This is a genomic window from Deltaproteobacteria bacterium HGW-Deltaproteobacteria-2 (assembly GCA_002840505.1).
Lineage (GTDB): Bacteria > Desulfobacterota > Syntrophia > Syntrophales > Smithellaceae > Smithella.
Map to the genome: position 1 here is coordinate 98,571 of PHBC01000007.1, position 12,387 is coordinate 110,957.

Below are 12,387 nucleotides of genomic sequence, written 5' to 3' on the forward strand. Positions count from 1 at the left end.
CGATATTCTTATAATTCCATTTCAGTTCATTTTTTTACATGATACTCTTTATAAGCATGCCTTTCGGTTATTTTCTACTTATCGGCAATATATGTGGCGTAATAAATATAAGAACCTCTTCCATTTTATCACTTTTACTATCAGATTTAAAAGCCCAGCCTAAAACAGGAATATCTTTTAACCAGGGCACACCGTTTCCCGAATTTGATTTAGTTTGTTTGGTTAATCCGGAAATGACTATTGTTTCACCGTCTTCAACAATCAATATCGTTTTTGTCTGCTTTTTGATAATGTAAGGATCTCCCAGTGATGACTTTCTTGACATGTCCACTTCATCTTTTTTGACAGTAATTTCCATTTTTAAGTTTTTACCGTCAATGACGTGTGGCTTAATTTGCAGACGCAACAAAACGTCTTCAAAACTGGTTGTTTGAGTAGGTGTACTGCCTGAAGATGTCTGAAGAGTAACAAAAGGAACTCTTTCGCCATTTTCAGTAAAGGCCTCCTGGTTATCCAATGTTGTAATAGACGGACTGGATAGAATATTTAGTTTATTATCCTTTTGCAGAGCTTCTAGTTGTACTTCTAATAAATTACCGCCTACAGTACCGAAAACAAGTCCCAATGAAGCGGCTGCGGCATCAGATAGATTTGCCGCCGGAAAATTCACCCCTAAACCGTAACGTCCTATACCTATTTTATTACCCGTTGGATTAAGATCAGCGGATGAGCTTGTTCTTGTACCACCACTAGATAGCATAAGACCTTCATTGCCACGAAGAGTAGTTGAAGCCGCACCTCCCCACATAATTCCCAAATCACGGGCAACGCCTTTTGTTGTTTCTACGATATTGGCTTTAATTAAAATCTGGGAAGTAGGTTTATCCAGTTTTTCAATGATTGGGATTATTTTAGTCAGATCATCACGCACAGCACAAATAACCAGAGAATTGGTGTGTTCGTCAACCTTAATGGAACCTCGCGGTTTGTTATCCTTATCCTTGGTCAGTAAATCCTGAATGGTATCTGCCAGTTTCTTGGTATCGGTATAATTAATATTTACCACCACAGGATCTAAAAGAGGCTCTACCCATTGAGTATCTCGCAGTTGCTGTTTTCGTTCCAAATCCAGTTTAACATCTTCACTGGTCAGCACTCTAAGTACATTGCCTTCCCATACATAAGATAAATTATAGGTGCGCAACAAACCGGTAAATGCCGAATCCCAGGGAGTTCCCCGGAAATCTACGCTGATTTCACCTTTTAATTCATTCTTGACCAGGAGATTTAAATTAACAGATTTCGCCATAGCCCGTAATACCGCCTTGAGCTCCGCCTGGCGCATAGTCAGATTAATTCGATCAGCAGGTAATTTTTTTACTGTTGTTTCAGTTACTGGAACAGATGCCTGTTTTGCCGCTATAGAAATTTTCTTGGGTTCGGCGGTCGGAGAGTGGCCTTGGGATTTCTCGGCTAGAGTAGTCCATTTATCGAAGAAAGCATCTTCTTTCTCGCTTTTAAGTCCATCAGCACAGCCGAAAAAAAATATCAGCACGAAAAGACCAAGACCTGACATCACGATATTTTTATTTCTTGCAGAGTATTTCAAATCGACAACCTCCAATGGAATTTTTATTCTTGCAGGGGAATTTCTTCTCTGTCTCCGTTATTTTTATTAAAGATAACAATTTTAGATGCCGTAATCTGTTTTAAGAAATATCCTTCTATTTCTAATTGTTCCCCTGTCCTGTATTCTAATCCGTTAATGATAGCAATTTTATTTTTCCCGGAATCAACATAACCGGAATAAATTATTTTTGCCGCGGTACTGCCACCTTTGGCAGCATCTTCTTTGGCCGCCCATTCTTTATACATGTCTTTCTTCCAGAAAGGATTTTTACTCCAATCAGTTTCTATTTTCCTGACTACGTATGCATCAAAATCGGTTAACTTATCTTTACTTAAATCATTAGTCAGTTCGTTTATTGAAGTGTTCTTTTTCACAGAATCGACATTGGCGCTGGTTTCAACTTTTTTACTCGCCGGACGGGCAATTAAGTATTCATATCCTGCATATAAAACAAACAAAGCGGCAATTACTAAAATTATAATTTCCCGTTTCTTTAAATTACCCATAAATAACCTTTGTCCGTAAACTACTTAATCGCTATCCAAATCTTCGTTCTAAATTCCATAGAATATGGTTGCTGCTGAATATTAATTTCCTCAATTCTGTCTAAATACGGAACAGCCCCCAATGCAATCAACATTTTTCGAAAATTGGCAAATTCTCCTTTAATGACCACGTTGTATAAAAAAGATGTGGAAGAGCCGACTATTGTGTTCATGTCCGGCGTAAAAGATACTAACGTTAATCCGGCCTTACCCGCTATTGCCCGGAAATCATCTTGAAATTTTCCCGCATCTCCACGAGGAATTGCCGTTTTCTCCGGACTAGAGAAAACACGTATCTGTTTATCATCAACACTTTTCAGTAAATTTAAATATATGGGCCCCAGTTCTTTTTGCTCGTTAATTTGAGATTGCAATTTTTTATTCTCTTCAATTAAAGAAGAATGATATTTATAAAAAGGAAAAATTCCCACGAGAATAACAAAGAATATAATTCCGCAATAAACTACGATATACCATAAATTTTTCGGATCTATGTTAATATTAAATCCCTTAATATTAAACTTCTTCATCATGATTAACCTATTTTAGCACTCAAAATAAAATGCAGAACTTCATTTTTCTTAAAAGTGACAATGCTGTTTTTTTGTATCGCTACCTGCTTCAACATTGGTGAGTTCTCCAGTTTCATCACATATTGCGACAAAGATGAATCCAGCATATTACTTGTTCCCGAGATAACGCCTTGTATTATAACTTCCGTACCTTCTTTCGTTTCTTTGGGAGTTTTGTCATCGGCCTTTGGCAAAGCCTTACCTTCAGTTATTTTAAGACTGATCAGATGTATGTTGGATGGTGTAATGTCAGAAACTTCTCCAATCACCGCCATTCCCAAATACCTCTGTGCATATTGACGGGCAATTTTTCTTTTCATCTTCACTTCATCGGCAATTTTAGAGAATTTATCAATCGATAAAGGCGGGCTATAAAGTGCCAACTCTTTTTTTAATGTTTCCCGCTGTTTTGAAATAATGTTTATTTTAGAGACTTGATAGATTAATAAGACAAGACAAATAATGAGAGCTGTCAAAAAGGATAAAAAAGTCAATCTATGAATTCGTTTTGTGTTTATTTCTTTATCTTTTTCATAATAAGTAAAAATAGCGTTAGGAGTATGCTTGTTGTCCGACAAGGAAAGACCCAGAGCCGGAGCTAAAAACATTCTCCTGGAAATGTTCAAAGACCCGACAGTAGACGCCCCTCCCTGCTGCTTAAAAGGATCAAAAAACTCTGTTTTTATTTCCAACTGATCACTCAGGTAATCCCGAATAGAATCATAAATATTAATCGACGATAATATGTAGATCTTCTCAATTTTTTTATTCTCGCTTGTAGATGTGTAATGTTTTAATGTCATATCTACCTGGCGAGCCAATCTTTCCCATACCGGAAAGATCATATCCAGTATTTCTTCTTTTTTAAAATCGTAACCGATATCAGTATCTTTCAATTTATCCGAATCAGGGCTAAGACTGCATAGAATTTTTTTTGCTTCATCATTTTTCAGCCTTACATTACCTGTTTTTTCCAAAACAGACTCGACAATTGCTTCCATCATACTGCTGTTGCCTGTTTTGATACTGCGGGTCATGACAAGATTTTCTTTATTATAGACATCGATGCGGGAAAAATCATTGCCGATAAATAAACTGACAAATACTTCTTTGGTTGCCGGCACCCATTTGGAACGAAAAATATTTTGAATGGCAAAAGAAACTATTGTAATTCCGGCAAGAGTTATTCCAATATCAGAAAATAAGGTTTTAATTTTTTCAATTTCCGCTTTGGGAACAGTGTAAACCATAACGGAATACTTGGGATTAACTTGTTCAACAATCTCGTTTTGTATTTCAAAATCAAAAATCGATTTCTCATCATCAATGAAACCTTCTTTTTTCGCTGTCCAATAGACCACATTTTCCAGTTGCTTTTTTGGTACGCGCGGAACCTTAAGATGATAGACGTTAACTTCACTCGTCGGTACATTCGTCCAGATATCGCAATCGGCAATCGACCCACAAAAGGCAACTAAAGAAGATTTTAAAAGTGTGCTAAATTCTTGTGAATCTTTAGATATCTGGTGGCCGTATTCGATGATTTTATGGTCAACTAAAACCGACTTATCACCAGAGCCCCTGGTGGTCTTAGCCAAATGAATAAAGTCTTCGCTTATATCAACGCCGACTGTGTAATTTTTTTTATTAGAAAAACTCTTAGGTAAAGTAATTTTGATCTTTTTAGCCGGTTTTTTCTCAGACGAGGACAATTCCGGTCTCTGCAATGAATTGAAAGATTCCTCATCTTTTCTGCGTATAGCATTAAGAAGCTTTTCTGTTGAGTTTATATCTTTATTTATCTCTAACAATAAAAACCTCCTGTCGTCGTGTTTTTTATCAATCTTTTTATATTATTGCAAGAAAATAATATAAAAATGTTTACTTTTCTCTCCCATACTCTATTCCTCCAAAAATATTTCTAATGTCCATTTTCAAATTTCAAGAATTTGCGGATCTTTTTCAATTAAAGGGCTTGAATGATTGTTAAGTTTTTGCTATGGAAACACTGCTTTTTAGTAAAAAAATATTAATGCGATCAATTTTTATTATGATTAAAAACATTTTTTCTGTTTACATTACGATTTTGTCTTTCTTACTATTGTTATGTCCAATAACAGTATCCGCGAGCATTTCACTCGGCTCCGAGAAAATACCAGATTCGATAATTTCCCTATCTTCCGGTTATATTATTGTTGTTGATAAGCAATATCAAAAGATATACGTTTTTCACAAAAGCGGAACTTTTTCTAAAGTATTTGAAGCTCCCTGTTCCACGGGGAGAAATCCCGGATCTAAACAAGTTGCCGGAGATGCAAAAACTCCCAATGGAATCTTTTTCGTGACAAAATTTCTGCCCAATCCCGGCCCTCTTGAAATTTATGGTTCCATGGCTTTTCCTTTGGATTATCCGACTATCTCCGATCAAAGAGCAGGCAGAGACGGTAATAACATCTGGATTCATGGCACTACGAAAACTCTTTTACCCACACAATCAAAAGGCTGTGTAGTTTTGCATGACAGCGATCTTAAGCGCCTTGCCAAATTTATTTATTTTAACAAAACACCTGTCATTATTTCTGAGTTTTTGAGGTGGGTACCGCAAGACCAGATTTCTCCATCAAAAAATGAATTAGAAAGAATCTTAATATCATGGCATAAGGCTTTTGTAGAAAAGGATATTAAAACAATTGATTCGTTATATGCACGAGGTGCGGAAATCAAGGGCAAGAGACGCGAAGACATTAATAATAAAATTAAATATTTAACAAATTTAAATCAACATTTTGTTTTACAACCCAGAGACATAACCATTTTAAGGGAAAATAATAACGCTGTCATTATTTTTGATCAAATCTATGCAGTCAACAACAACAATTCTTTTCAGGGATTTTATAACAAACTGATTTTAGAAAAAACAAACAATAAATGGTACGTTACCGATGATGCTATACCACCTCCGACGGCCAATAAAAATTTAGCTCAAGTTGACAGGAAACAAAACGAGACAAAATCTATCTCCAAAGATGCTGTACGAATTTTGGTTAATAAATGGGTAACGAGTTGGAAATCAGGGAACATGAAAACTTATCGCAATTGTTATGCACCAAATTTCCAGTCAAGAGGAATGAATTTGAGCGATTGGGTTTCTTATAAAACATCTGTGCGCGAGAACAGTGATAATATAAATGTTCGCATTGATAATTTGCAAATATCAGCGGATGAGAATACTGCCAAGGCATCATTTGTTCAATATTACAGTTCTTCAATCCTCAATAGTAAAGGCAAGAAGACCCTGGAACTGAAAAAGATAGGCAACGAATGGAAGATATATAGAGAAATTATGTAAACATAATCACGGGTCTGAATCTCTGGAATTCATACCCTCCGCTTTGTCCCGACACCGTCGGGATTCAACTTTCCAATTCCAATACGCTTCGCTTTCGGAATTGGAGTTTCACAATAATTCAAGCATGCCGCAAAGATAATTTTATCTCTTTTATTGTTTGAGATTTTCTTATTGAAGAAAACTTCCATAATAAAAAACAAACAGTCCCGGTAAATATCTCAGATCAATGTCTATCAATCTACCGGAACTGTGTTTCAAGCCATCTGCTAATAATGATTTCTAATGTATATCAATCGAGAGTTTTTTCATTATGCCCGCCGTGGGTTTGCCATTTTCATCGTATGATCTTATGCGATAATAGCTTTTGAGCATTTTTTCCAACGGCACAACCCTTCCCTTGGGATCATTTTTGCGGCCTTCCTTGAGCATGCGCTCGGGGAGAGTATCGTCTTTTACCGTAATTCCTTCCCGTGTGTTCATATAGCGTTCGAGGATATGGATACGTTCGCCCGCCTTCATAAAATCCGAGCGTGACATTTTCTGTCCGGTAATTGTGGACCAGAACTTGTGATAAATGCCGATATCGGCAATCTTGGTCGCCAGCGGATAGAGATAACCCATTACTATCTTCAGGTAAAACAGACCGCTGTATTTTGTCAGGGGGCTTTCTAATATGTAAGCAAACGATGTGAATACGCAGGTATGCAGAGAATTCACGGTACAATTAAAATCTTCAAAGAATTTTACCCAGACATGTTTGCCGATTGTTGAATAAGGATCGAGAACATGCACAAAGTTTTCCTGCGCCATAACAGTTGAAGAAAGGTGACAGGCGCCGCGATTGGCCACCGCATAATTTAGCCCGACGCCGTATGAGCCCCGAGGATCATACGCCGCCATCTCCATACCTTTAACATGGATCGCAAAATCCTCGCCGCCGTATTTTTTAGATAAAGCGCGCGAGCCCTTACCCATCTCCTGACCGAAACCTCTGCCATAGGCAATATCTTCTATCGCCTGGGCCACACCGTCAGGAGAACCGAATTTTAAATCGGTTTTTATCAAACCTTTTTCGCCGGCTTCCATAACCCAGGCCAGTGTGCCGCCCATACTGATCGTATCCATGCCGAATCTGCCGCATAAATCATTCCATTCGGCAATCGCTACCGGATCGAAGATATCCAGATTCGATCCCATGACGCCGACAGTTTCATATTCCGGCACGGCTAATTCCTTACCGTTGAATTTGCCGGACTTGCCGCACAAGATTGTGCATGGTTTGCAGGTATGATGCTTGGTGTTGAAATTCTCACTGAAATATTCTCCTGAAAGTTTATAAGCGTTATCCGAAGAGCCTGAAGTAAAATTGTGCATCGGCATAATCCCGGCCAAATTGGTAAAATTAACCAGATTATTCGTACCGAATCTCCTCAGCGCATCGGAGGTTACATCGTTTGCATTGATACGCTTGGTGGCTAATTTTTTAATCTTGTCAAATTTCTCCTGATCTTTAGCCATTATTTTGTAGGCTCCGCCGATAGCATAAATTGCCTTGAGATTTTTGGAACCCATTACCGCTCCCATGCCGCCGCGTCCCAGAAAGCGTCTTCCCGAAACGATATTGGCAAAAAGCACTTTATTTTCACCCGCCGGACCGATTACTGCGGCGCCGGCATTCTTATTTTTACCGAGCAGGTCCTGTGTTTCATAGGCATCCTTGCCCCACAAGGCGGAAGCGTCCTTGAATTCTACACCTGATGATGTAATAACTAAATATACAGGGGTCTCAGATTTTCCCTTAACCAGTAATCCATCCCATCCTGCCGTTTTCAGGCTCATGCCGAATGGTCCGCCACATGAGGCATGATCCATAATTCCGGTCAGCGGCGACTTGGTCACTGCGGAAAAGCGTCCAGAACAGGCCGCGCCGGTTCCCATTAACACACCTGGTGTAAAAGCAATTATGTTGTCCTTGCCAAAAGGATCTACCTTTGCCGGCATACGATCATAAATAAGTTTCAGCCCCAAACCCTTGCCGCCGAGATACATTCTTCTTTCTTCATCGGTAACCTGATATACGGTATAAGTTCTGGTGGTCAGATCAACTTCCAAAACTTTATTGCTGGGACCTGATATTTCCGGCAGGTTTTTTTCTTTTACGTTACTTACTTCTTTTTCTTTAGTCTCACCCATAAATTTACCCCTTTTTAGTAAAGAGATTATATCATTTAATAAGCGGCTTTCAAAACACCGAATGCCTCCTCAAAGCTTACTTCCACCGGACTAAACGATAAGGCACCATCATTTAGTGCTGTTTTGGCAATGCTCTCCAATTTATCCTCAGTTACACCGGCCTCAGACAGACGCACAGGTAATCCGCATAATTTATTCAGTTCACCGGTAATATTTCTAATTGCCATAACTGCTTTAGCAGCCCTTTCTGCAGAAGGAGTCTGCACATACACCTCCGGACCTGCCACATGCAGTAATAAACTTTCAATATATTCTTTAGTTTTTGGTGATTTACCGATGTAAAATTCCAAACCATAGGGTAGTAATATTGAATTAGCTATGCCATGCGGTACATGGCAAATACCTCCTGTTGCATGGGCCGTAGCATGCACAATACCGACCATCGAATTGGAAAACGCCAATCCGGCCATCATCGAAGCATTGGCCATGGCCAAACGAACATCCTTGTTGCTCCCATCCTTTACTGCCTCTACAATATTATTACGGATTAATTCCATTGCCGCGGCAGCAAACGCATCGCTTACCGGATTTTTTTGCGTACCGATAAAAGCTTCAACCGCATGAGTAAGGGCATCCATTCCTGTGGCAGCCGTAATTTTCGGCGGCATGCTCGCAGTCATGCGGGGATCGAGAACAGTAAATTTCGGCAGAAGCAAATCCGATGTAAATGCCATTTTAACATTCTTTTCCGGATTGGCGATGACAGCCACCATGGTAACCTCGGAACCGGTCCCTGCTGTCGTTGGAATAACTACAAAAGGTTTCATTGGTTTGTTCAGGCGGTAATTGCCCATAAATTTAAGCAGGTCATCCGAGTTTTCGGTGATGACTATATTAACACCCTTGGCTGTATCAATTGCAGAACCGCCACCTACGGCAATTATGGAATCACAATTATTAGCTCTGTATATAGAGGCAATCTGATTGACGACGACATTGGATGAATCCTGAGGAGTCTCATCGAAGACAGCGCCAATCACTGTATCCGTACCACTGAAACTATCAACCACATGTTTTATAAGACCGGCCTGCGCTACACCTTTATCTGTAATAATAATGGGTCTTTTAGCGCCAAGACGGCTAAGTTCAAAAGGTATGGTTTCCAGTGCCTTATATCCTGAAATAATTTTTACAGAATTAAAAAATTCATAATATTCAGGTATTACAACATTTTTTTTGAATAGCATATCTGTCTCCTTCCTGGTTTATTACGATCTTATTTGATTGCGCCATAGCTTATATTAAAATAGGTAATGGCACGATTGACTACTTTCTTGAAAGTAAGTTTCGGCACTTCTTTTATATAAAAGCGAGCCAAGAAATTCGGCAGTAAAAGAGTCTGCACAATATTCAATATCCTTATTATCGACATCCCGTAACTAAGATTGCCTTTAACAAACTGACGATTATGATAAACAGCATTGGGAACGCTGATACGACCGGTCATAATAAGATAGGCGAAGGTGATATTTTTGAAACACATCTCGACATCGCTATAAAAGACTTCCTTCTCACCCAGATATTGAAATGAACCGGCTTTTTTAAGCATGAGCATGCTTGGACCACCAACTACCGTCATACAGAATGAAAACGTCTCCGGCCAGCTATCCACTTCTTTTTTCACGTCGGGATCTATGCGATAGGCAGTCTGCATACCCATCCCGATGAAGAAGAAAAAAATACGTGTAACAAGCGTTGCAAACCATTTCTTCTTGGGAACAATCTCTTTGTAGCCTGAAACTTCTTTCATAAACGATCTCCTTTAAGATTATGAATTATATTTCACAAAAGCATCTATCATAGTTAAAATCTTTGCACAAGGAAGCTTTTTTAAATCAAATCTGTTGACTGTTTCTTTCGCTTCTGCAAATTAAATAACTTTGCTTGCTAATTGAATTCTCCGGACACTAATTCTTCATCCATTGTTTAATATGATAAACTCAGATTACGCACTTGAATTTTTCTTATTCTAATGGACAATTTGTTAAACTGCAAGTTCAATTTGCTCCATTTTGTTTTATGTTATTTGTTCATGGTGGAAATTAATACCTGTATGCTGATAACTGTTTAATATACAAAAACTTCGATTCTTTTAGTAATAATCTTCTTGATATCATTTTTTTCTTTGCTTTTTTGTAACAGCTTTTCGACTTACCCATAGCATATGGGTAAGTTCTCTTACTTTCAACATAAAAAACAGCCTATCAGAATAATTAACTTGACAATATTAATAATTTTTGTTTTGTGTTTACCACAGCTTGGAAAAAAACAACATAAATAAACTTGAGAGGATTAATGTATGAATAAAAAATTATTATTTATAAGCTTATCTCTAATATTTTTGTTGTCTGCACCATCAATTTTTGCTGAAACCAGTGATACTTCCGCTCAAACTATCGCCGATATTCCTGCTGGTACGGCAGAAGAATATTTCAACCGTGGTAATTTTTTTAGAAAACAAGGTAATTTCACGCAAGCTATCTCCGACTACACAAATGCCATCAGAGTTAATCCCAAACATGCGAAAGCCTACTATAACCGCGGAAACGCTTATGTAAAACAAGGTGATCTTGCCCAAGCTATCGCTGATTATACCAAAGCTGTTGAAATAAACCCTAACTATTCAGAATCTTATTATAATCGAGGAAATACTTACGAAAAGCAAGGTAATCTTGCTCAAGCTATTTCTGACTATACCAAAGCTATTAAAATCAATCCTAAATATGCGGCAGCGTACTGTAACCGCGGGAATGCCTATCAAACCCAGGGCAATCTTAATGAAGCTCTTTCAGATTACAATAAGGCGATAGAAATTAATCCTAACTTTGCCGGTGTTTATGCCAATCGCGGGAATATTTATCAATCTCAAAACAATCTTCCAAAAGCTATCGCAGATTACAATAAAGCTATAGGAATTAATCCTAACTTTGCCGGTTTCTATTCCAATCGTGGAAATGTCTATCAGTCTCAAGGGAACCTGCAACAAGCTGTTAATGATTACAACAAAGCTATAGAAATAAACCCTAACGATAACGCATCTCTTTATAACAGGGGCCTCGCTTTTTACGGCATAGAACAATACGAAAAATCTTTAGCAGATTATACAACAGCTATTAGCCAGAATCCAAGTAAAGAAGCTTTTGAAAACTTTATTAAAAATGTTCCTGAAAAGAAAACCTCTGATATAAAGAATGTCAGAAATGAAATAATACTGGCTTTTGAAGAAAAAATAAATCCGGAAAAGAAAATGGCAATGGCTGCTGCTGTTGCAGCACCTGCTGCCGTTTCAGCGCCAGAAGCTGCTGCCGCTGCAGTGCCTGTTGCTAACGCATCCGTTGCTGCCGAGAATTTAACTCAAGTCAGCAAACAAAATGAGACAAAATCCTCTGCCGAAGAAGACGTTCGAAATGTGGTAATTAAATGGGTAGCAAGTTGGGAATCAGGTGATGTAAAAACTTACCGCAATTGCTATGCATCAGATTTCCAGTCAAGAGGAATGAACTTAAACGGTTGGATAACATATAAAACAAATGTACGCCAGAAAAGTAAAAATATAAGTATTCGAATTGATGATTTACAAATATCAGTGGATGAAAACAATGCCATGGCAAAATTTACCCAATCATACAGTTCTTCGATATTAAAAGATAAAGGCACGAAAACATTGGAGCTAAGAAAGATAAACAACGAATGGAAAATATACAGAGAAATTATGTAACCAATAATAAGTAGTAAATTACATAAAAATTAATTTAAAATCAGTCTCCAGTAGATGCAGATGAAACAGGCGGAAATTTTCTTTGAAGAAAAATTCCGCCTGTTTTTTTGAATTTAGCCATTGCAATTTTCTGGACAGTCTAACCATGCAAACTGGTAACGTAGAGAAAGATTTATTGTTTTTTAAAACAACAAAAGATTAGCAACAAATCAGTTTTCATTCATATTACCTTTTTTTCTTTAAGGCATTTCAGAGACAACTTTCCCGCATTTTTTAACAGGTCTTGATTTTTTTGTTACAATGAGGTTTATGTAATGCAA

9 protein-coding genes are annotated in these 12,387 nt (G+C 38.0%); 2 read left to right on the forward strand and 7 right to left on the reverse strand.

The window, feature by feature from the left end; genetic code table 11:
• Positions 1-67: 67 nt before the first annotated feature.
• Genes CVU62_13705 through CVU62_13720 form a run of 4 tightly spaced genes read right to left on the reverse strand, consistent with a single transcriptional unit; the run spans position 68 to position 4,591 of the window.
• Positions 68-1,609 (reverse strand): type IV pilus secretin PilQ, encoded by a 1,542-nt coding sequence (locus CVU62_13705; GenBank protein PKN36781.1) that lies wholly within the window; start codon positions 1,607-1,609, stop codon positions 68-70.
• 23 nt (positions 1,610-1,632) lie between these two features.
• A complete protein-coding gene (locus CVU62_13710) occupies positions 1,633-2,136 on the reverse strand; it encodes a hypothetical protein (protein PKN36782.1) in 504 nt (167 codons plus the stop codon).
• A gap of 20 nt (positions 2,137-2,156) precedes the next feature.
• Entirely contained in the window at positions 2,157-2,708 is a 552-nt protein-coding gene (locus tag CVU62_13715) for a hypothetical protein (protein PKN36783.1), read from the reverse strand.
• Between the two features lie 2 nt (positions 2,709-2,710).
• The gene (locus CVU62_13720; protein PKN36784.1) at positions 2,711-4,591 is read right to left on the reverse strand and encodes a hypothetical protein; all 1,881 of its coding nucleotides are present in this window, start codon (positions 4,589-4,591) and stop codon (positions 2,711-2,713) included.
• A gap of 155 nt (positions 4,592-4,746) precedes the next feature.
• Between CVU62_13720 and CVU62_13725 the strand changes: the two genes are divergently transcribed.
• Positions 4,747-6,096, forward strand: a complete 1,350-nt coding sequence (locus CVU62_13725) for a hypothetical protein (protein ID PKN36785.1) — start codon at positions 4,747-4,749, stop codon at positions 6,094-6,096.
• 279 nt (positions 6,097-6,375) lie between these two features.
• Here CVU62_13725 and CVU62_13730 read toward each other — a convergent pair whose 3' ends face one another.
• The 3 genes from CVU62_13730 to CVU62_13740 form a co-directional block, all read right to left on the reverse strand.
• Entirely contained in the window at positions 6,376-8,241 is a 1,866-nt protein-coding gene (locus tag CVU62_13730; GenBank protein PKN36808.1) for an aldehyde ferredoxin oxidoreductase, read from the reverse strand.
• Between the two features lie 83 nt (positions 8,242-8,324).
• Positions 8,325-9,536 (reverse strand): alcohol dehydrogenase, encoded by a 1,212-nt coding sequence (locus CVU62_13735; GenBank protein PKN36786.1) that lies wholly within the window; start codon positions 9,534-9,536, stop codon positions 8,325-8,327.
• 29 nt (positions 9,537-9,565) lie between these two features.
• Complete coding sequence (locus tag CVU62_13740; protein ID PKN36787.1) at positions 9,566-10,099, reverse strand: hypothetical protein; 534 nt, start codon at positions 10,097-10,099, stop codon at positions 9,566-9,568.
• Positions 10,100-10,648: 549 nt separating this feature from the next.
• Between CVU62_13740 and CVU62_13745 the strand changes: the two genes are divergently transcribed.
• A complete protein-coding gene (locus tag CVU62_13745) occupies positions 10,649-12,067 on the forward strand; it encodes a hypothetical protein (GenBank protein ID PKN36788.1) in 1,419 nt (472 codons plus the stop codon).
• Positions 12,068-12,387: the final 320 nt, after the last annotated feature.